The organism is Bradyrhizobium sp. S69 (assembly GCF_009766005.1).
Taxonomy (GTDB): domain Bacteria; phylum Pseudomonadota; class Alphaproteobacteria; order Rhizobiales; family Xanthobacteraceae; genus Bradyrhizobium.
In genome coordinates, this window is record NZ_LMUK01000042.1 from 63,887 (window position 1) to 84,930 (window position 21,044).

The 21,044-nt window shown below is 62.6% G+C and carries 21 protein-coding genes; 10 read left to right on the forward strand and 11 right to left on the reverse strand.

Translation table 11 applies throughout. The annotated features are described in order from the left end of the window. Window positions 1-38 precede the first annotated feature (38 nt). Window positions 39-1,238, reverse strand: a complete 1,200-nt coding sequence (locus GSQ88_RS20525) for a cytochrome P450 (protein WP_502706759.1) — start codon at window positions 1,236-1,238, stop codon at window positions 39-41. Between the two features lie 100 nt (window positions 1,239-1,338). Next, window positions 1,339-1,548: a ferredoxin gene (locus GSQ88_RS20530; protein ID WP_159009573.1), complete on the reverse strand. Its 210-nt coding sequence runs from the start codon at window positions 1,546-1,548 to the stop codon at window positions 1,339-1,341. A gap of 167 nt (window positions 1,549-1,715) precedes the next feature. Here GSQ88_RS20530 and GSQ88_RS20535 point away from each other — a divergent pair, with 167 nt between their 5' ends. Beyond that, window positions 1,716-2,345, forward strand: coding sequence for a TetR/AcrR family transcriptional regulator (locus GSQ88_RS20535; RefSeq protein WP_159009574.1), 630 nt, complete (start codon window positions 1,716-1,718; stop codon window positions 2,343-2,345). A 172-nt stretch (window positions 2,346-2,517) separates the two neighbouring features. On the opposite strand, the gene GSQ88_RS20540 is transcribed toward GSQ88_RS20535, so the two are convergent. Continuing rightward, window positions 2,518-3,942 (reverse strand): amidase, encoded by a 1,425-nt coding sequence (locus tag GSQ88_RS20540; protein ID WP_159009575.1) that lies wholly within the window; start codon window positions 3,940-3,942, stop codon window positions 2,518-2,520. A 102-nt stretch (window positions 3,943-4,044) separates the two neighbouring features. Between GSQ88_RS20540 and GSQ88_RS20545 the strand changes: the two genes are divergently transcribed. Then, entirely contained in the window at window positions 4,045-4,893 is an 849-nt protein-coding gene (locus GSQ88_RS20545; protein ID WP_159009576.1) for an alpha/beta hydrolase, read from the forward strand. A 134-nt stretch (window positions 4,894-5,027) separates the two neighbouring features. On the opposite strand, the gene GSQ88_RS20550 is transcribed toward GSQ88_RS20545, so the two are convergent. Beyond that, complete coding sequence (locus GSQ88_RS20550) at window positions 5,028-5,804, reverse strand: SDR family oxidoreductase (protein ID WP_159009577.1); 777 nt, start codon at window positions 5,802-5,804, stop codon at window positions 5,028-5,030. Window positions 5,805-5,989: 185 nt separating this feature from the next. Here GSQ88_RS20550 and GSQ88_RS20555 point away from each other — a divergent pair, with 185 nt between their 5' ends. Both GSQ88_RS20555 and GSQ88_RS20560 read left to right on the forward strand, forming a co-directional pair. Then, window positions 5,990-7,063, forward strand: coding sequence for a tartrate dehydrogenase (locus GSQ88_RS20555; RefSeq protein WP_159009578.1), 1,074 nt, complete (start codon window positions 5,990-5,992; stop codon window positions 7,061-7,063). A 618-nt stretch (window positions 7,064-7,681) separates the two neighbouring features. Then, window positions 7,682-8,497, forward strand: a complete 816-nt coding sequence (locus tag GSQ88_RS20560) for a hypothetical protein (RefSeq protein WP_159009579.1) — start codon at window positions 7,682-7,684, stop codon at window positions 8,495-8,497. Between the two features lie 157 nt (window positions 8,498-8,654). Here the strand turns inward: GSQ88_RS20560 and GSQ88_RS20565 are convergent, their stop codons facing one another. The 7 genes from GSQ88_RS20565 to GSQ88_RS20595 all read right to left on the reverse strand — a co-directional run bounded on the left by GSQ88_RS20565 (window position 8,655) and on the right by GSQ88_RS20595 (window position 15,398). Next, window positions 8,655-9,077, reverse strand: a complete 423-nt coding sequence (locus GSQ88_RS20565; protein WP_159009580.1) for a hypothetical protein — start codon at window positions 9,075-9,077, stop codon at window positions 8,655-8,657. A 38-nt stretch (window positions 9,078-9,115) separates the two neighbouring features. Then, a complete protein-coding gene (locus GSQ88_RS20570; protein WP_159009581.1) occupies window positions 9,116-9,739 on the reverse strand; it encodes a DJ-1/PfpI family protein in 624 nt (207 codons plus the stop codon). Continuing rightward, complete coding sequence (locus tag GSQ88_RS20575; RefSeq protein WP_159009582.1) at window positions 9,736-10,512, reverse strand: copper chaperone; 777 nt, start codon at window positions 10,510-10,512, stop codon at window positions 9,736-9,738. Before GSQ88_RS20575 ends, GSQ88_RS20570 begins: the two co-directional genes overlap by 4 nt. A 4-nt stretch (window positions 10,513-10,516) precedes the next feature. Further along, window positions 10,517-12,109, reverse strand: a complete 1,593-nt coding sequence (locus tag GSQ88_RS20580; RefSeq protein WP_159009583.1) for a tyrosinase family protein — start codon at window positions 12,107-12,109, stop codon at window positions 10,517-10,519. Window positions 12,110-12,222: 113 nt separating this feature from the next. Next, on the reverse strand, window positions 12,223-13,134 hold the full coding sequence (locus GSQ88_RS20585; protein ID WP_159009584.1) for an NAD(P)-dependent oxidoreductase: 912 nt from the start codon (window positions 13,132-13,134) through the stop codon (window positions 12,223-12,225). Window positions 13,135-13,170: 36 nt separating this feature from the next. Beyond that, window positions 13,171-14,421, reverse strand: coding sequence for a Zn-dependent hydrolase (locus GSQ88_RS20590; RefSeq protein ID WP_159009585.1), 1,251 nt, complete (start codon window positions 14,419-14,421; stop codon window positions 13,171-13,173). A gap of 59 nt (window positions 14,422-14,480) precedes the next feature. Beyond that, window positions 14,481-15,398: a LysR family transcriptional regulator gene (locus GSQ88_RS20595; protein ID WP_159009586.1), complete on the reverse strand. Its 918-nt coding sequence runs from the start codon at window positions 15,396-15,398 to the stop codon at window positions 14,481-14,483. 118 nt (window positions 15,399-15,516) lie between these two features. Between GSQ88_RS20595 and GSQ88_RS20600 the strand changes: the two genes are divergently transcribed. The 6 genes from GSQ88_RS20600 (at window position 15,517) to GSQ88_RS20625 (ending at window position 21,013) form a co-directional block, all read left to right on the forward strand. Beyond that, entirely contained in the window at window positions 15,517-16,332 is an 816-nt protein-coding gene (locus tag GSQ88_RS20600; RefSeq protein WP_159009587.1) for a putative hydro-lyase, read from the forward strand. 127 nt (window positions 16,333-16,459) lie between these two features. Further along, window positions 16,460-17,707, forward strand: a complete 1,248-nt coding sequence (locus GSQ88_RS20605) for an ABC transporter substrate-binding protein (RefSeq protein WP_159009588.1) — start codon at window positions 16,460-16,462, stop codon at window positions 17,705-17,707. Between the two features lie 31 nt (window positions 17,708-17,738). Then, window positions 17,739-18,617 (forward strand): branched-chain amino acid ABC transporter permease, encoded by an 879-nt coding sequence (locus tag GSQ88_RS20610; protein ID WP_159009589.1) that lies wholly within the window; start codon window positions 17,739-17,741, stop codon window positions 18,615-18,617. Next, window positions 18,617-19,597 carry a branched-chain amino acid ABC transporter permease gene (locus GSQ88_RS20615; RefSeq protein WP_159009590.1) on the forward strand — a complete coding sequence of 327 codons (981 nt, stop codon included), beginning with the start codon at window positions 18,617-18,619 and terminating at the stop codon, window positions 19,595-19,597. The genes GSQ88_RS20610 and GSQ88_RS20615 overlap by 1 nt, the downstream gene beginning before the upstream one ends. Continuing rightward, a complete protein-coding gene (locus tag GSQ88_RS20620; protein WP_159009591.1) occupies window positions 19,594-20,325 on the forward strand; it encodes an ABC transporter ATP-binding protein in 732 nt (243 codons plus the stop codon). Before GSQ88_RS20615 ends, GSQ88_RS20620 begins: the two co-directional genes overlap by 4 nt. Continuing rightward, the gene (locus tag GSQ88_RS20625; RefSeq protein ID WP_159009592.1) at window positions 20,309-21,013 is read left to right on the forward strand and encodes an ABC transporter ATP-binding protein; all 705 of its coding nucleotides are present in this window, start codon (window positions 20,309-20,311) and stop codon (window positions 21,011-21,013) included. The genes GSQ88_RS20620 and GSQ88_RS20625 overlap by 17 nt, the downstream gene beginning before the upstream one ends. Window positions 21,014-21,044 lie beyond the last annotated feature (31 nt).

A 21,044-nucleotide genomic window follows, 5' to 3' on the forward strand; every position in this document is an offset into this window, starting at 1 on the left:
CGCGGGTCGGCGCATCAGGGCCAGTATAGCCGAAAAATTCAGCCGGCGTTTCCAAACAACATCGGCAACTGCCGCGGCCCGCGCACGGTGCCTTCCGACCAACTGACCCGACCGGCCGGATCCAGCCGGAAATCCGGAATGCGCTTGAGCCATTCCTCGATCGCGACCGTCATTTCCATCCGCGCCAGGTTGGAGCCGACACAGCGGTGAATTCCGAGGCCAAACGCGGCATGGCGGTTTTCCTTGCGGTCGATCAGGACCTTGTCGGCATCCGGAAACACCGCCGGGTCGCGGTTGGCGGCCGGAAACGACAGCAGCACCATGTTGCCCGGTTTGACCGGGCAGCCGCTGATCACCGTCTCCTTCATCACCTCGCGGGCCATTGTCACCGGCGCATAGGCGCGCAGCAACTCCTCGATCGCGGTCGGCATCAATTCCGGCTCCGCGATCAGGCGCTGGCGATCGGCCGGCGTCTTCGCCAGATGCCACAGCGAAGAGCCAAGCGCGCTCCAGGTGGTATCGATGCCGGCAATCAGCAGCAGCCGCAGCGAGCCCAGCACATGATTGTCGGATAGCGGCTGGCCGTCTTTGTCGCGGGCGTTCATCAGCGTCGAGATCAAATCGTCGGTCGGCTGTTGCTTGCGCTGCTCGAGCTGGGCGGCGAAATAGCCGGTCATCTCCCGCACCGCGCGCATCAGGGCGTCGTCATCCTTGATGCCGAGTTCGAGGATCTCGTGGATCCATTTGATGAAGAGGTCGCCGTCCTGTTCCGGAATCCCGAGCATGTGGGCGATGGCGCGAACCGGAATGTGCCTGGTATAGCGCGCCGCGGCGTCGCATTTGCCGTCCGCGATGAATTCGTCGATCAGTTCGTTGCAGATCGCGCGTACCCGCGGCTCCAGTTTTTTCATGGCGTCGGGCGTGAACGGCGGCAGCAGAAATTGCTTGGCCGGCTTGTGTTCCGGCGGATCGGAGGTGATCGGCGGCGCCGAAGCGGTAATCTCCGGCCGCATGTCGCGCACGACGACGCGGCGCGAGGAGAAATGCTCGGTGTCGTAGGCGATCTCCTTCACCGCCTGATAGGTGGTCGGCAAATAGCAGCCGAGAAAGCGCTTGGTGTGAACCACCGGACATTCGGCCCGCAGTTCATCCCAGATCGGGAATGGATTCTCGGTCCAGCGCGGATCGGTGTGATCGAAATCGTGAACCCAATCGCTGACCGGGGGATGCTCAGTCATCGCGTTGACGGAATCGGACATCGGGAAATTCCCTCTCGGTTGCTTCGCTCACATCTGGTCGTCGCTTGTCGCGGCCGCGGCAGTTGGACGGCGAAACGCGTCATTCCTCGGTGACGTCGATGGCGATCTCCGGACAATTGGAGTGGGCGAGCCACGCCTTGTCCTCAAGCCCCGCGGGCACAGTGCCGTCGCCGACTTCATGCGCATTGCCGAAATCGTCGAGATCGAACAGTTCGGGCGCCAGCGATTTGCAGCGGGCATGTCCCTGACATTTGTCCTGGTCGACGCGGACCCTCAGTTTTCCTGACATCGCAGACGCCTCTCCTGATCACGGGCCGCTGTTGCGGCACATGTTTCCTCATGACACTGTTGTTACTCGGCGACTATGCTGTGCCTTGAAGTGATAGCGTAAGTTATAGCATATTACATTCACCGCCCGCCGCTTCGTCAAGTTAAAATTATGGATCGCCGCGCCAAATGACGCCTCGCATCGTCCGCAAGCCGCTTAATACCTACCATCATGGCGATCTCCGGGATGCGCTGGTCCAGGCCGCGCTTCGCGAAGCCGAGCTTGGCGGCCCCGAGGCCGTCAGCATCAGTGCGTTGGCAAAAAAGCTCGGGGTCTCGCAACCGGCGCCCTACAAGCATTTTGCCGACCGCGAGGCGCTGCTGGCGGCCGTGACCGCCGAGGCCTTCCGTCAATTCATGGCGACGCTTCGAGCGGCGATCGCAAAGCCGTCGAAACGCTCGAAATTGTCGCGCTTCGTCCATGCCGCGGTGGATTTCGGTCTGCACCGAAACGGGATTTATCATCTGATGTTCGCGACGCGGATCATCGCCAGCGCGCCGAAGAGCAGCGAGCTTCACGGCGTCGTCATCGAAACCTTCGGGCTATTGCTGGAAGCGCTGGAAGCACCGGCCGTCGGATTCCTGCGCGAGCGCAGCGCGTTGAAAATCTGGGCCGCGCTGCACGGCGTGGTGATGCTGGCGGAGCAGGGACTGCTCACCGGCGAAGTGGCCCAGACCAGCCGGGAGCAATTGGTCGAGGAAATCGTCGAGCAAACCAAGCTGGCGCTCGCGGTCGCGATCGAGAAGGCGGGGGACTAGTAGTCGCTACACGGCCTACGTCATCCTGAGGAGCGGCCGTTTGGCCGCGTCTCGAAGGATGGTGTTCAGCACGCAGTGCGTGCAGCCATCCTTCGAGACGGCGCACGAGAGGCGCGCCTCCTCAGGATGACGGCAGAGATAGTTTCACAGGCTCTCAGGATGACGGCCGAAGCTATTTCGTCCCCCTTGGATCGATCGGCGTGGTGCCGCGGACGCCTAAAATATCCTCCAGCACCTTCGCGCCGGCGAGAAGCTGCGCGTCGCCGCGCGGCGGCCCCACCATCTGAAGTCCGACCGGCAGGCCTGACGCGGTGAAGCCGCACGGCAGCGACAGCGCAGGCACGCAGGCCAGCGTGATGGCATAGACGATGCCGAGCCATTCGACATAATTGTCGAACTTCTTTCCGGCGCATTCGGCGACATAGCGGTTCTCGACCGGAAACGGCGCCACGATGGTCGCGGGCGCCAGCAGCAGGTCATACGTCTCGAAGAAGGCCTGCGTGCGCGCGACCATCGCGACCCGCTGCGCTTCGGCGCGTGCGAGGTCTTCCACCGAGAGCTTGAGGCCTTGCTCGATGTTCCAGATCACCTCGGGCTTGAGCTGATCGCGGTGGGTGCGCAGCAGGTCTGCCTTGCTGATCGCGAAATCGAACGCGCGCAGCACGTGGAAGCATTCATGCGCCTCGCGTAAATCCGGATGGGCTTCCTCGACGATGATGCCGGCCTCGGCGAAACGCATCGCCGCCTTGCGGGTGATCGCGGCCACTTCTGGATCGACCGGCGTGATGCCGAGATCGGTCGAATAGGCGACGCGCTTCGGCTTGTTTCCGGATCGCACGGCGGAGCGGAAGGATTGCGGCGGCAGAGGCAGCGACAGTGGATCGGCGGGATGCTCGCCGCTCATCGCATCGAGCAGCAACGCCAGGTCTTCGACATTGCGCGCCATCGGACCCTGGACGCCAAGATTGCGATCGATCTTGAATTTCGGCGTATGCGCGACCCGGCCGACGCTGGGCCGCATTCCGACGATGCCACAGAAGCTGGCGGGGTTGCGCAGCGAGCCTCCCATGTCGGAGCCATGCGCGAGCCAGGCGGTGCCGGTCGCGAGCGCCACCGCCGCGCCGCCGGATGAGCCGGCAGCGGATCGCGAAATGTCCCAGGGGTTGCGGGTCGCGCCGAACACTTCATTAAAAGTGTTGGCGCCGGCGCCGAACTCGGGCGTGTTGGATTTGGCGTAGACGATGCCGCCACTGGCTTCGAGATGCTCGACCATCAGATCGGATTGGGCCGGAATATTGTCCCGGTAGATCGGCGAGCCCTGCGTCGTCCGCACGCCCTGGACATTGGTGAGGTCCTTGATCGGAACAGGCAGCCCCGCAAGCAGGCCGCGTTCCGCGGCGGGCTTCTGCATCAGCGCCTTGGCGTGGGCGCGGGCCCGATCGAAGCATAGCGTCGGCAGCGCGTTGACCTTGCCGTCGACCTCGGCGATGCGCTTTTCCAGCACGTCGAGCAGATCGAGCGGTGTGACCTCACCGGAATTCAGTTTGTCGACAACGGCGCAAGCCGTTTCCCGGACCAGTCCCTGAGCATCAGCCACGCGTATTCTCCATTGCTTCGTCTTCGTGATAGCGGATGGGGTAGTGCTGTAAAACATTTTGCGGCAAAGTGGAAACGCCGGCACATTCTGGAGACAAAAAGCATGACGACGCCATCCGACGCGCCCGACTGGCGCTCCATGAGCCAGCAAGAGCTCGATCTTGGCCTCAACAACAGCGTTGCGGTGGCGGGAAGCGGCGATTTGGTCAACGGCTGGGAGCAACGCTCGGCCGAATTGCGCAAGCGGCATCCCGATCACATCGACCTGCGCTATGGCCCGCGCGAACGTAACCGGATCGATTTCCTCAAGGCGCGCGACAAGGCGCCGACGCTGTTGTTCATCCACGGCGGCTACTGGCAGATGCGCGCCAAGGAAGCCTTCACGATGTTTGCCGAGGGCGCGATGGCCCACGGCATCAATGTCGCGCTGATCGGCTATACGCTCGCCCCGGAAGCAACGCTTGAGGCGATCGTCGCCGAAATCCATCAGGGCATCGGTTACCTCGCCGGGCAATTGCCCGTGCTTGGCGCCGACACCGGCGGCATCGTAGTGTCGGGCTGGTCGGCCGGCGGCCATCTGACCGCGATGGCGCTATCGCATCCGAAGGTGAAAGCCGGCATCGCGATATCCGGCATCTTCGATCTCGAGCCGATCCGCCACAGCTACCTCAACGTCAAGCTCAAGCTCGACGGGCCGATGTCGCGGCGCCATTCGCCGATGGCGCAACCGGGCGGCCCGATGAAGCCGCTGGCGCTGGTGGTCGGGGCCGCCGAATTGCCGCTGCTGCGCAAGCAGACCGCCGATTTCGCCGGCCACCGCGCCAAATATGGCTTGCCCGTCGCCTACGAAGAAATCCCCGGCGCCAACCATTTTACCATCATGAATGAAATGCAGTCGCCGAACGGGCGGATCACGACCATGATCCGGGAGTTGTTTGCGCAGACGGCTTAGGACGAGACATTCTCCGTCATGGCCGGGCTTGTCCCGGCCATCCACGTCTTTCTCGATGTTCTGCCGTTAAGACGTGGATGCCCGGGACAAGCCCGGGCATGACGACCGAGAGCTGTCGCTTGCAAAGAAACTACCTAACCCCACCCCGCGCTGATGCCGCCATCGACCGTGTAGATCACGCCTGAGGTGTAGCCGGCGCGGTCGGAGGCGAGGAAGGCCATCAGGTCGCCGATCTCGCGGGCATGCGCGGGGCGGCCGAGCGGCAGGCCTTTCTGGAATTCCTTGTAGCGGTTCTCGTCGCCGAACTGATTTTGGGCGCGGGTCTTCAGCAGCGTGACGTGGCGGTCGGTGCCGACCGGGCCGGGATTGATGCCGACCACGCGGATATTGTCGGCGAGGCTCTTGCCGCCGAGCGCGCGGGTGAACGCCATCAGCGCGGCATTGCCGGTGCTGCCGCAGATATAATTGGCGTCGAATTTTTCGCCGGCCGCACCGATGTCATTGACGATGACGCCATGGCCGCGCGCCTTCATCTGCGCGTAGATCGCGCGGGTCAGGTTAATGTAGCCGAACACTTTCAATTCCCAGGCATGACGCCAGGTCGCTTCGTCGATCTTGTCGATCGAGCCGCCGGGAATGTCGCCGGCATTGTTGACCAGGATGTCGATCTCGGCGGCATCCTTGGCCAGCCGTGCCAAGTCTTCCGGCTTGCGCAGATCGACGACATGCGCCGAGGCGTCAATTTGGTGCGCCCCGCGCAGCCGCTCGGTCAGCGCCTTGAGTTGGTCGCCGTTGCGGGCCGCCAGCATCAGGTGGGCGCCTTCTTCGGCGAAGGCTTCGGCCGCCGCCGCGCCAATGCCCTTGGATGCGCCGGTAATCAGGACGCGCTTGCCACGCAAATGAAGATCCATGGATTTGCTCTCTCGTTGGGTTCTGTCCGGTATCGCAGGTGGTTGGTCGATTTGGGCAGGTCGGCCTGGATAGGTCAACCTGCATAGCTCGACATTGCATTGCAGCGTTGCACCGCGCCGGAGTTTGGTCCATTGCAATCCCGTCCAATAAACCAGGCCGCCGGTACGGCTAAAGGGATCTTTCGATGAGCAAAAAAACATATCGGATCGCGGTCATTCCCGGCGACGGGATCGGCAAGGAAGTGGTGCCGGAGGGCTTGCGGGTGCTGGAAGCGGCGGCGAAAAAGCATGGCGTGGCCGTGCATTTCGACCATTTCGACTTCGCGTCCTACGACTATTACGCCAAGCACGGCGAGATGATGCCGCAGGATTGGAAGGCGCAGATCGGCAAGCACGACGCGATCTATTTCGGTGCGGTCGGCTGGCCGGCCAAAATCCCCGATCACATTTCCTTGTGGGGATCGCTGATCAAATTCCGGCGGGAGTTCGACCAGTACGTCAATCTGCGCCCGGTGCGGCTGATGCCGGGCGTTCCATCGCCGCTGGCCAACCGCAAGCCCGGCGACATCGATTTCTGGGTGGTGCGCGAAAACACCGAAGGCGAATATTCGTCCGTGGGCGGCCGCATGTTCCCGGATACCGACCGCGAATTCGTCACCCAGCAAACCGTGATGACGCGGATCGGCGTCGATCGTATTCTCAAATTCGCGTTCGAGCTGGCGCAGTCGCGGCCGAAGCAGCATCTGACCTCGGCGACCAAGTCCAACGGCATTTCGATCACGATGCCGTATTGGGACGAGCGCGTGGAGGCGATGGCCAAGAACTATCCCAAGGTGAAGTGGGACAAATATCACATCGATATCCTGACCGCGAATTTTGTGCTGCATCCGGACTGGTTCGACGTCGTGGTCGGCTCCAACCTGTTCGGCGACATCCTGTCGGATCTCGGACCGGCCTGCACCGGCACCATCGGCATCGCGCCGTCGGGCAATATCAATCCGGAGGGCAATTTTCCCTCGGTGTTCGAGCCGGTGCATGGCTCGGCGCCCGACATTGCGGGGCAGGGCATCGCCAACCCGATCGGCATGATCTGGTCCGGCGCGATGATGCTGGAACATCTCGGCGAGAAAACCGCCGCCGCCTCGATCGTCGCCGCGATCGAACGCACCCTCGGCGAACGCACCCTGCGCACGAAGGACCTCGGCGGCAATGCCGACACCACGGCGTGCGGCAAGGCGGTCGCGGAGATGGTGGATTGATCTCTTCCCTCTCCCATCGAAGTCGGATCTATCCGACTTCGACAATTTGACATGCCCAACTCGGGTAAACCCGAGTTGGGGTGGGAGAGGGTGGCATAGGCGGCCTATGCCGCCGCACTTTAAAAGAACGCCGATGCTTGGCATCGGCTATGGCCGCGCAGCGGCGACGAGACGGGTGAGGGGTCTCTGACTCTCGTTGTGTCGCTACCCCTCATCCGCCTTCGCGGAGCCTGTCATCGGGCGGCGCTCCGCGCCGACCCGTTGGCGAAGGCACCTTCTCCCACAAGGGGAGAAGGGAAGAAAGAACGCCTCGCATCGTCTTGCCTATCCCGCAGTGCGCGACGGCTTGCTCCAGAGATTTACGGCTCCGCCAATCGCTGCGCCGAGACCAATTCTGATCGGCGCCGGAAATTTGATGACACACGACGGCATGCGGATCCGCGGATAATGTACGCCGTGGCGTCTTTGTCGCGCGAGAGGCCGTTCGGTTCAAAATACCCATTTGCGCAAATTGCCGCGGGCAGGGGTGATGAAAATCCCTTGATTGTCGTATTAAAAACATGCCCGTTTAGATAGAGTGAGTGGCGATTTTGAACCAGTCATTTTAGGGAGTGTGAAATGCCCAAGGTATTAGGCGAAGGGATTTTCAGCGCATACCGTCAAGATGGTATTGCCCATCTGTCGGCCATCGGCCAAAAGCCCAGCCCGCAAACCAAAGTCACGATCGACCAGCTTCCGTTTTTGATTTATCCGCCCCGTTTCGCCCTGATGTTCGAGACGGATGGCATCACCAACCCGTTGGTGATGCCATTCGATATCGATCGAGCGATTCCGAATTACCCGCCTGACGTGAAATTCATCAGTGTGATGGATAAGAACGGGCTGCACGCGATCGACATCCTGGACCTTCCTGCGACCGGCAATGGCGGGCTGATCGACGATCCGAACGCAGCGATTTTTGCGGTCTTCAGGCAGATCAACGGCGACCAATATCTGATCGCCAAGGCGGACTCGGCGATTCTCGCGATATTCATCAAGGTATTCGGCCCGGACACTTACGCCAATTGCCAGGCCTATGTGGCCGCTCATGCGGTGGTGACGCCTCCGTCGCTCGCGATTGCGCCAGGAGCCTTGAACGCTTGGATAGACCGGCAGCCGGGCCCGGATCATGGTCCCAAACTAATCGTCACGGTGGACGTCATCGTCGAGATCGATTGGACGGTTAGCCTTGTCTCCGCCGTCCCGCAGGGAATCAATCCGCTGGTCAAGCTTTTGAAGTTCGACATCGTGCTTCCGCCTGGACCGGTCCACAGCAACGCGATGATGAAGAAGACATTTCGTTACGAAGAGGCGCCGCCACAGAACCCCTATACCGATGTCACGATCGAAAACGCTACGGGTTCCAATACCGCGCCGGTCAGGATCATCGTTTAGCAGGAGATCGGCTGCGTTAGGTTCATGCACGGGACGACCGTGATGCGTATCGATGCTTGCGATCAGCCAACTCGGATTTACCGGGTTGGTTGTTTCAAGATTTGACGATTTCAAGACTGGAAGCCGGATATATCCGGCTTCCATGCGAGCCCGTGGGTCAATGCTTCACCGCGACGAACGAGGCGACATAGCCCGCGGGTGAAGCCCCGTGCGGTTTGGCGCGAATGACCGAGCCGACCAGCGCCGGGACCTGTTTGACGCCGTTTGGCCACGTATAAGCGGGTCCGGCGTCGTAATCATATTCCCAGCCCGCGGTACCCGTGCCGGGCCGTCCGGTGCCGATGATCTTCACCCGGAACGATTCGGTCGCGTCGGCCGGCTGGATCAATCCCTTGAGGTCGAGGCCTCCGCCTTCCCAATCGATCGTGCCCTTCAACTCGGTGGGAGACACGATCTCAAAGTTGAAGATGGCTTCGGCAAAGATCAGCCGGAGCGCCTTGTCGCCGTCATTGCCCACCAGTGCCGGATCGTTATTGAAACTTCGGTAGGTCCACTTGCCGCCGATATCCGCGCCTGCCATCGCCGCCTCCCTTGGTTGCCACAGAACTCTTCGGCTCATCACCAGCTAAATGGACATCCCGGCGACTGCGGGAGTTGGCTATTCACCGGAGGATCAGGGTAATACTGGATGGTTTGCTGCACATCTTCCGCGGCTGCGCGGCCGTTCAGCAATTCGACGAGCTTCAACGCTTCATCGAGCCCCGCTGAAATTCCGCCGCCGGTCAGCCGATTACGATCGTGTACGAAACGTGGCGTGCCGGGCGCGACGCGGATATGAGGGAAGCGCTTCAGGCATGGAATGAACATCCAGTGCGTGGTTGCTTCATAGCCGTCGAGCAGCCCCGCCTGTGCCAGCAGCAGCGCGCCTTCGCAGACCGAACAGACGAACGTCGCGGTCGCGCTGCGTGTGCGCAGGAAATCCAGATAGGCGCCGTTGGGTCCGCTCATGATGGTCTTCAGTGCCTCGGGATCGCCGCCGGGCACCCACAAGACGTCCAGCACCGGGGTGTCGTTGAAGCCATAGGGTGCGATGAAGGTCAGCCCGTCTCGCGTGGTGATCGGGCCGGGCGTCTCGGCGATTAGCCGCACTTCGGCGGCGGGCTCCATCCAGGTCAGGATTTCGCGAGGGCCGGCAACATCAAGCAGGTCGACCTTGTCGTAGACGGGAATGCCGATGATCATCGCACGCTCCATTGCATCGATCGTAACAACACGCCCGCGACCTTCTGACCCGGCAGGATCCGCCATGTCCAGGCGGCTGGCCGGGCCGGCGCGATCCGCTCCAGCAACAGCGCGATGGAAATCATGAGCATCAACGGCAGGTGAAACGCCGGCGTCGTCAACGGCAGCAGCATCCATGGCGTGCAAGTCACGACGCACCAGACGCCGTGGGTCAGGCCGAAGCCGAAGCAGTCGAGATCTGCGGCAAGGCCGAAGGCCGACAGGTCGGGCGGCCGATGACAGCGGTTGAGCGCGGATTGGCGCAACGGCGCCGCCTGCCAGATCGCCGCGATCGTCAGGGTGATCGCCAGCGCGGGCCATCCGAGGTGTTCGGCGAGCCGTGTGATCGCCGCCGAGGCCGTCACGAGGGCGAAGCCGGCGACGATCCAGATCGCCAGATAGCCGGCGGCGAACAACGCGACCGCGCGCCGCCGTCGGCGCGTCAGGCTGCGCAGCCGCAATTGCACGATCGGTTGCGCCAGCAACGGCGACATCATGGCCACGACCATTACGATCCAGGACAGCGCTGCGAGCATCGTGTCGTCCGCGACCGAAAGGGCGGCAAGGGCGCCGCGCGGGGCGTCGGCCAGCGTGGGATAGGACAGGCAAAGCGCGGCGGACGATTGCGCGCCATGGCCGAGTAACGGCAGAAGCACCCAGCCCGCCAGGCTTGCGGCCAAAAGCGCGCGGGATGGCCAACGCGTCACGGCCGGCAGCGCGATGCGCCACGTCATGGCGCTAACCGCCTTGACGGTAGATTCTCATCCGGCCGACATCGACCTTGTTGTTGTCGGATATCGGCGTCTGCGGAACGAATTTGACGTCGATCTGCTGCGTGTTCAGATCGCCCGCGAGATGCATCGCATCGACGATGTCGGTGATTTCGAGTGTCTGGGTGAGACCGCTGCCGGCATGGGGTCCGGCGGGGCGGCTCGCTTCGCGCGCGCCGAACAGCGAAACCACGCCGGCGAGATTCTCGGGGTGCTGTTCGGGATCCGCGCCTTTCGGCAAATTCACATAGACATGAAACACGCCGACATCGGTGGCGCTGGTGATGTTCTCGAGCGCAAGGAAGACGCGATCCGGTGGTGTCGGCTTGGCGCCTAGCGCTAGATTGCTCATCGATCTCGCGGAAAGCGTCCCCTGCAGCCGGTTGCGGGCGACGTCGTCCAGTTGAACGCTGGCTTCGGTGGCCGCGCCGGAGATTCGAACGGCGGCGGCACTCTGTCCAACCATTTCCGTTGTTTTCGGCGAAGCCATGGAAAATGCTCCTGCGAGGGTGTTGGCGTCCGCGGGTGCCACGCCCAGCCTGTTCAGGCGCGCAACCAGCGGACTGGCTGGCTGCCCCGGGACCGAAATGTCCTGATATTCATAATTGAGCGACGGATCCTTGGTGTTCAAGACGTGCCGCGCGGTCGTCGTGAATGTCGTACCATCAGGCTGCGGCATCACGAACTGGCCCGCCGGCTGGTCCAGCCAGGCGAGGTCGGTCGGATTCTTGTGTGCATCCGGCGGCGCCTGAAGTTGGTGGACGGTCAGCCAGGACTCCCACAGCCGGTCGATATTGGAATGATGCAGCCAGAAGATCGGGTCGATGCCGGCGGTCTCGAACATCGACATCAGGCCGTTGTCCGTCGAGACGTTTGAATCGCCGCCCTCGATCGTGCCGCCTACTAAGTTGTGAACGGGACCATGCGGCGTTTGTTCGAGTTTTCCGGCGCCCGCGCCGGCGTCGTGATGGAAAGCCGTTCGCGTGCCGCCGAACGAGGTCGGAACGTCATTCGGTTCGTCGAAAAACTCGGCCGCGCGCCACAACTGCTTGACCGGAACATCAGTCGGCCTGATCGTAATATTGCCGTTGCCGGTCCTGCCGTACCGCTCCTTGACCCAGAGCGGATTCTTGCTGCCGTCATCGAGCAATTCGGCTGCAAAGGCGGTCGGAAATTTGAGCGCGCTCGGGACGGTCGGATCGTAGTTCCAATATGGCAGCGCCCAATCGGCCGGACCGCCCTTTTTGACGATGACGTCAAGCAGGATGGCTTCGAAGGCGCCGAGATAAGCGCGGTGCCAGGGCAGGAAATACCAACTGCCGTGCTGGCATTGATTCCAGAAGCCCTGCTTGGTCGGATCGAACGGCAGCTGCACCGCCGGATCGAGATAGCCGAGATCGATCCACAATTGGCTGTCGATGCCGTGCATCGCGGCCAGCGACCACCAGCTGGTTTTGTCCGTGATCGGTCTGGTCTTCAGGACGGCAATCGCCTGACCGTACCAGAACAGCGTCTTGTCGTTCGCCGGTAACTTCCAAACATCCTTGCGCATTCGAACCATGAGGTCCTCCCAACAAGCGCGCGATGTGAAATCAGCTTTCGAACTTAAAATAACTGGAAATATAAAGTGCAATCAAAGATAGTATAGTTGCGCGATCCCGTAAAGCGCGCTTGTTAGCTCTTTGCGATCCTGCGGCAATGTGTCCACGCGGCGCGGATTAAATTTTCGCTTGCCTCGGGCGTACGGAACGCCGAATGCGCTGACAGCGTCACGTTGGGCAATCTGGTCAGCGGATCGTCCTTCGGCAGCGGTTCCACATTGAAGACGTCCAATCCGGCGTGGCGGATATGGCCTGATGTGAGCGCCTCGATTAACGCTGCTTCATCGACGATCGCGGCGCGCGCGGTGTTGATGAAGAGCACGCCGGGCTTCATCTTCGCGATATGGCCGCGCGAAACAAAGCCGCGGGTTTCGTCGTTCAACAACAGATGCAGCGAGATCACGTCGCTTTGCGCCAGCAGCGCATCGAGACTGACGAATTCGACGCCCGCGGCGCGCTTCGGCGTCCGGTTCCAGGCGATCACGCGCATGCCGCTGCCCGCTGCGATGCGCGCGGCTTCCGCGGCGATGCCGCCGAAGCCGATCAGGCCCAGCGTCTTTCCGGTGAGCTGCATGCCGTCCTCGCGCAGCCAATTGCCGGCGCGCATTTCGCGGTCCATCGCGGCGATGCCTCGCGCGGCCGCCCACATCAGTGCGATCGCGCATTCGGCCACCGCCGTATCGCCATAGCCCTTGATCAGGTGAACGTCGATGCCGAGCTGGCTAAGTTCTTCCGGATGCATGTAGCTGCGCGCGCCGGTGCCGAGAAACACGACATGCTTAAGTCCGGCGCAGCGCCGCGCCACATCGGTCGGCAGCGGCGTATGATCGATGATGACGATCTCGGCGCCGTCGAGCAGCGCCGGCATCTGATCCGAACTGATGTCGGCGTCGCGGTTGACGCGGACCGGTGGATCGCCGGCCACGTTCTGCTGTTCGAAAATATCCGCCAGCGATCCGTTGGCATCGACAAAAACTCCGCGCACCGACATCTCCATTTGCTTGTGGCAGGAAGGACCCGGTCAGGAAGCGACGCCTGCCAGCGCCAGCACCGTATGCATCAGGACGTTGGCGCCCGCGGTGCAATCGGCCTGCGTCGCATCTTCGAGCTCGTTGTGGCTGATGCCGTCCTTGCAGGGCACGAACACCATCGCCGTCGGCATGATGGTGTTGAGGTTGCAGGCGTCGTGACCGGCGCCGGAGGTGATGCGGCGGTGCGAATAGCCGAGCGCCTTCGCGGCATTCTCCACCGCGTCGACCAGTTTCGGATTGAAATGGGTCGGCGGCTTGCGCCAGACCAGATCGAGCTGGACCTCGACCTTGCGCCGCGCCGCGATCGCGGCAATGGCGGCGCGCAGATCCTGGTCCAGAGCGTCCATGATCGCGGCATCGGCGCTGCGGCAATCCATGGTGAAGGCGATCTCGCCGGGAATGACGTTGCGCGAGGGATTGGCGATCACGGCTTCGCCGATGGTGCCGACGGCCTTTGGGCCGTGCTTCTTCGCGATGCTTTCCATCGCCAGCACGATCTCCGACAGGGTTGCCAGCGCGTCGCGGCGCAGCGGCATCGGCGTCGAGCCGGCATGGCTTTCGAATCCGGTGATCTTGCCGTCGTACCACAGCACGCCCTGGCCGGAATCGACCACGCCGATGGTTTTGCCCTCGGCTTCGAGAATCGGGCCCTGCTCGATGTGCAATTCGACGAAGCTGCCGAATTTCTGGGTGCCGACCGGGCTTTCGCCGCGGTAGCCGATGCCATCCAGCGCCTGCGCCACGGTGACGCCGTCGGCATCCTTGCGCGACAGGATATCGTCGGTGGTGAAATCGCCGACATAGGCCGCCGACGCCATCATCGCCGGCGCAAAGCGCGAGCCTTCCTCATTGGTCCAGTTGGCGATGCAGATCGGAACTTCGGTCTCGATCCCGGCATCGTTGAGGGTGCGGACCACTTCGAGCGCGGCCAGCGTGCCGAGCACGCCATCGAACTTGCCGCCGGTCGGCTGGGTGTCGAGATGCGAGCCGAGGCCTATGGGCAGCTTCGACATGTCGCGTCCCTTGCGCAGGCCGAACTGCGAGCCAAGCGCATCGACATGAACTTCAAGGCCGGCGGCCTCGCACGCCCTGCGGAACCAGTCACGCACCTGCTTGTCTTCAGGGCCGAGCGTCAGCCGCCGCACGCCGCCTTTGGGCGTGCCGCCGAATTTCGCGGTTTCGTGAATCGTGTCCCAAAGACGGGCGGAGTCGATTTGCAGGTTGGATGCGATGTTGGTCATGGAGCTGTTTTCCGAAAAATCAGGCGCTGCGCAGGCGGGATCGTTTCCACGCGGCTATTTCAATGACGCGCCTGTTGCGGCGCGTCAACAATGACGCTGCCCTGCGCCAGCTTGGCGGCGAGCTCGGCCACCCGCTCGATGGCGGCCGTATCGGGAGACGTCAACCAGCTTGCTGAAAATGTCAGCGGCGGTATCTGTAAATTGGTCGACAGCAATTGCAGCCGCTGGTCGGCCATTTCGTTCTCGACGATCGCGGTCGGGATCACTGCGATGCCGAGGCCCTCGATCGCCATATGAATGACGGTCGCCAGTGACGCGCTGGCATGCAGCCGCATCGGCGCCAGATCCGGCCGGTTGAACAGCGAACTGACCAGTTCGTAAGGCTGGGTCTTGCGCGAAAAGGTGATGATCGGAAATTTCGCGAGGTCGTGCACCGTCAGTCGCCGGTTGCCGAGGCCAAGCGAGGGGCTCGCCAGAAATCCGAGCTGGTAGTCGCACAGCACCCGGTTGCTGACGTTTGGCGCGGTCAACGGCCCGAGCATGAAGGCGAGCTCGATTTCCTGCGCCAGCAGCCGGGTCTGCAAATTCGCGGTGATGTCGACTTCGATTTCGATCGACAGGTTCGGATAGGCGTGATTGACGCTCTTGATCAATTGCGACAGCCAGGTGTGGACGATGGTTTCGGCCACGCCGAGCCGCAGCGCGCCGCGCATCGCCGAGCGGTCGCCAACCACCGCCATCATTTCCGAGCGCAGCCCGATCAGCTTCTCGGCATACAGCATCATCTGCCGCCCGCTTGGGGTCGGCAGCACCATGCGGCGGTCGCGCTGCAGCAGCCGGACCCCGACCTCGCGTTCGAGCTGGGCGATCCGTTGCGAGATCGCGGGCTGGGTGGTGTTGAGTTTTTGGGCCGCGCCGCGGAAGCTGCCGAGGGTGACCACCCACATGAAGGTCTCGATTGCCTTGAAATCGGTCATGCTTCGAAAGTCCATGGATCGATAAATCAGGCTTATCGATATTGATTAAAAATCACGATTAGACATTATAGTAGTCATATGCGTCATTGGCTGTCGAGCAAAATGGAGCAGATCACCGATGACCAGCCCCGCGAGAATGGAACGGCCGTCTGACGCCAACCTGTTGCCAAGCGTGGCGGCCCGGCATGCCTACCGCTCCGGGACGGCCGCGAGCACGGCCGGGGTAGCCAACGGTTTCGTGCAGGGCAATCTGGCGATCCTGCCGGAAAAGCTTGCTGGCGCGTTTCACCGGTTTTGCCAGCTCAACCCGAAACCATGTCCGATCATCGGCATGTCCGAGGTCGGCAATCCCAAAATTCCCTCGCTTGGCCTCGATCTCGATATCCGCACCGACGTGCCGGGCTATCGGGTGTGGCGCGACGGCGAGGTGGTGGAGGAGCCGACCGATATCATGGCGCATTGGCGCGACGATCTGGTCACCTTCGTGCTCGGCTGCTCGTTCTCTTTTGAAGAGGCGCTGATGGCGGACGACCTGCCGCTGCGTCACATCGAGTGCGGGGTGCGCGTGCCGATGTACCGCACCAATATCGCTTGCAGCCCGTCCGGGCCGTTTGCCGGTCCCATGGTGGTCTCGATGCGCCCGCTGAAGCCGGCGCAGGCGATCCGCGCGGTGCAGATCACCACGCGCTTTCCGTCGGTGCACGGTGCGCCGGTCCATCTCGGTCACCCGCATTCGATCGGCATTGCCGATATCGGCAAGCCCGATTACGGCGACGCGGTGCCGATCGCACCCGATGAGATTCCGGTGTTCTGGGCCTGCGGCGTGACACCGCAGGCCGTGATCGCGGCAGCCAAGCTACCCTTTGCCATCACGCACGCCCCCGGGTTGATGCTGGTGACGGACCTGAAGAACAAGCAACTGGCTGTGCTTTAATGGCAGATGATTGAACGGGAGCTGTCTGACTGCCGCTCTTTAAAAGGCAGTTCTTGCCGTACTTTGAGGCTTTACCGTAACCTTCAACCGTTTCAAACGATAGCGGCCGATCGAAAGAGGATATGAGATGAGCATCACGCGCCGAAATGTATTGCTGGGGGCTAGCGCGGTTGCCGCGCTGGCGCCGATCGCGGCCCGCGCGGAAACCTCCGAGGTGGCGATCGGCGTCATCTATCCGTTTTCCGGCGCCAGCGCGCAAATCGGCGTGGACGCGCAGAAGGCGTTCGAGACCGCGGCCGAGATCATCAACAACAAGTATGATTTCGACCTGCCGCTGGCACGAACCGAGGGATTGCCGGGTTTGGGCGGCGCCAAGGTCAAGCTGGTGTTCGCCGATCACCAGGCCGACCCGCAGAAGGGGCGCGCCGAAGCCGAACGCCTGATCACCCAGGACAAGGTCTGCGCCATCGTCGGCACCTATCAGAGCGCGGTCGCGGTCACGGTCAGCCAGATCTGCGAGCGCTATCAAATCCCGTTCATCTCGGCCGACAATTCCTCGCCGAGCCTGCACCGCCGCGGCCTGAAATTCTATTTCCGCGCCGCCCCCCATGACGAGATGTTTTCGGCCGCGATGTTCGACTTCTTCGATGCCATGAAGAAGAAGGGCACCAAGATCGAGACGCTCGCGCTGTTCCACGAGGACACCATCTTCGGCACCGATTCGTCGAACGCGCAGCTCAAGCTCGCCGCCGATCGCGGCTACAAGGTGGTTGCCGACATCAAATATCGCGCCAACTCGCCGTCGCTGACCGCCGAGGTGCAGCAGATCAAGGCCGCTAATGCCGATGTGCTGATGCCGTCGAGCTATACGACCGACGCGATCCTCCTGGTCAAGACCATGGCGGAGCTAGGCTACAAGCCGAAGAACATCGTGGCGCAGGATGCCGGCTTCGCCGAGAAGGCGACCTATGACGCGGTCGGCGACAAGCTCGAAGGCGTGATCTCGCGCGGCAGCTTCTCGCTCGACCTTGCGCAGAAGCGGCCGATGGTGGGCCTTATCAACGAGATGTACCGCGCAAAGTCCGGTAAGGACTTCAACGACTATTCGTCGCGCCAGTTCATGGGCCTGATCGTGATGGCCGATGCGATCAATCGCGCCAAGTCGACCGACGGCGACAAGATTCGCGAGGCGCTGGTTGCGACCGACATGCCGGGCGAGCAGACCATCATGCCCTGGCGCCGCGTCAAATTCGACGAGATGGGTCAGAACAATTTCGCCGATCCGGTGCTGCTGCAATACTCCGCCAAGACCTTCGTTACGATCTTCCCGGAGCAGGCCGCCGTATCCGAGGCGATCTGGCCGATGAACAGCTGACCGGCCGGATGTACAAGGGGGACATACGGCGGTGACAGCCGAGACCATTATCCAGAGCCTCGCCAGCGGTCTGTTGATGGGCCTGCTCTACGGCTTGATCGCCGTTGGGCTTGCGCTGATCTTCGGCCTGATGGACGTGGTGAATTTCGCCCATGGCGAATTCCTCATGATCGCGATGTATGCGACGTTCTTCTTGTTCGCGTTCTTCGCGATCGATCCGTTGCTGGCGGCGCCATTGGTCGCGGCGGCGCTGTTCGTGTTCGGGGCCCTGGTCTATTTATGTGTGGTCCGCTTCGCGGTCCGCGCCAAGGCCAATGCCGGCATGGTGCAGATATTCTCGACCTTCGGGCTCGCCATCGTGATGCGCGGCCTGGCGCAGTTCTTCTTCACGCCGGACTATCGCAGCATCACCCATTCATGGCTCGGCGGCAAAACCTTCTCGATCGCGGGCATCTATTTGCCGGTACCGCAACTGGCCGGCGCGCTGGTGTCGATCGCGGCGTTCACGGCGCTGTATTTTTTCATCAACCGCACCGATTTCGGCCGCGCGCTTGAAGCGACCCGCGAGGACGCCGGCGCGGTGGCGCTGGTCGGCATCGACAAGAACAGGGTATTCGCGCTCGGCTGGGGCCTTGGCGCGGCGCTGGTCGGGCTTGCCGGCGCGATCATGGCGATGTTCTTCTATGTCTATCCGGACGTCGGCGCATCGTTCGCGCTGATCGCCTATGTCACGGTGGCGCTTGGCGGTTTCGGCAGCGTGTTCGGCGCCTTTGCCGGCGGTATCGTGGTCGGCCTGGTCGAGGCCGGCACCACCTTGATCCTGCCGCCGTCGCTGAAATCGGTCGGCATCTACGCGGTCTATCTGCTGGTGGTCTTCATCCGCCCGCGCGGCCTGTTCGGGTCGCTGTGATGGATACCGCCTTCAACCAGCGCCGCCGCCGCGATCTGATCGTCGCGGCCTGCTTTGCGGTGATCGCAGCCCTGGTGCCGCTGTTCGTCAAAGACGTCTACGTCCAGAACATCATGGTCTTGACCTTGATGTATGCGGCGCTGTCGCAGAGCTGGAATATCCTGTCCGGCTATTGCGGCCAGATCTCGCTCGGCCACGCGCTGTATTTCGGGCTCGGCGCCTACACCACCGCGCTGTTGTTCACCAAGTTCGGCGTGTTGCCATGGTTCGGCATGCTTGGCGGCGGGCTGATATCGGCTGTGATCGCGATGGTGCTGGGCTATCCGTGCTTCCGCTTGCGCGGGCATTATTTCGTCATCGCCACCATCGTCATTGCCGAGATCGCGCTATTGTTGTTCCAGAACTGGGATTGGGCAGGCGCTGCCCTCGGCATCGATATCCCGGTGCGCGGCGACAGCTGGTTGAAATTCCAGTTCACCCGCAGCAAGCTGCCCTATTTCTACTTCGCGCTGGGGCTGGCCTGCGTCGCCTGGCTCGTCACCTGGTGGCTGGAAGATTCCAAATGGGGCTATTGGTGGCGCGCGGTAAAGGACAATCCGGACGCCGCCGAGAGCCTCGGCGTGGTCGTGTTCAATTCCAAGATGGGGGCCGCGGCGGTCTCGGCCTTCCTCACCGCGGTCGGCGGTGCCTTCTATGCGCAGTTCGTGTCCTATATCGATCCCGAAAGCGTCATGGGATTTCAGTTCTCGCTGCTGATGGCGTTGCCGGCGGTGTTGGGGGGCATCGGTACGCTGTGGGGGCCGGTGCTCGGCGCGGTGATCCTGATTCCGCTGACCGAACTGACGCGCTCGTTCATCGGCGGCTCCGGCCGCGGCGTCGATCTGATCGTCTACGGCACGCTGATCGTGCTGATCTCACTGGCGCGGCCCGAGGGCCTGGTCGGCTTGTTCTCGCCGCGACGCAAGGAGCCGGCCCGATGACGGCGCTCTTGGAAACCAAAGGCGTCTGGCAGCGCTTCGGCGGCCTGATCGCCAACAGCGACGTCTCGATTTCGGTCGGACGCGGCGAGATCGTCGGCCTGATCGGGCCGAACGGCGCCGGCAAATCGACGCTGTTCAATCTGATCGCGGGCGTGCTGCCGCCAACGCAAGGCTCCATCATCTTCGACGGCGAAGACGTCACGGCGCTGCCGGCGGCGGAACGCTGCCAGCGCGGCATCGCGCGCACCTTCCAGGTGGTGAAAAGTTTCGAGACCATGACCGTGATCGACAACGTCATCGTCGGCGCGCTGATCCGCAACACCGTGATGCGCGTGGCGCGCCGCAAGGCGCATGAGGTGCTGGAGTTCGCAGGCCTCGGCGCGCGCGCCAATGTGCTCGCCAGCGACCTGGTGCCGTCGGAGAAACGACGGCTCGAGGTGGCGCGCGCGCTGGCCACCGAACCCAAACTGCTGCTGCTCGACGAAGTGCTCACGGGCTTGACACCGGTCGAGGCGCAGACCGGCGTCGAGCTGGTGCGCCAGGTGCGCGCTACGGGGGTTACTGTGCTGATGGTCGAGCACGTCATGGAGATCGTGATGCCGCTGGTCGATCGCGCCATCGTGCTCGATCTCGGCAAGGTGCTGGTCGAGGGCAAGCCGACCGACATCGTGCGCGATCCGCGCGTCATCACCGCCTACCTTGGGGATCGTCATGCTGTCGATGCATGAAGTCACCACCGCCTATCAGGGGCTGGTCGCAATCTCGGCGGTCTCGATCGAGGTCGCGAAGGGCGAGATCGTGCTGGTCGCGGGGGCCAACGGCGCCGGCAAGTCGACATTGATAAAATCCATCGCCGGCGCCGAGCGTCCGCGCTCCGGCACCGTCACTTTTGATGGCGCGCGGCTCGACGGCCTGCCGCAGCATGTGATCACCGCGCGCGGCATCGCCTATGTGCCGGAAAACCGCCGGCTGTTTCCGCGGCTGTCGGTGCACGACAATCTGCGGCTCGGCAGCTACATGTACCGCGGCGAGGCCGATCGCGATGCGCCGCTTGAGCTGGTGTTCCAATTGTTTCCGAGATTATCCGAGCGCCTCGAGCAGCGCGCCGAGACACTTTCCGGCGGCGAGCAGCAGATGCTGGCGATCGGCCGCGCACTGATGACGCGGCCGCGGCTTCTGATGCTGGACGAGCCGTCGCAGGGCATCATGCCCAAGCTGGTCGACGAGATTTTTGCGGCGGTCAAGCGCATCCGCGACACCGGCATGACTGTGCTGATCGTCGAGCAGCGCATGGCCGAATGTCTCGAAATCGCCGATCGCGCCTACATCCTGCAAACCGGCAGAGTCCTGATGCAGGGCACCGCCGCCGAGATCAAGGGCAATCCCGACGTCCGCAAGGCGTATTTGGGGTTGTGATGGTTAGAGCATTTCCGCAAACACCGCCGTC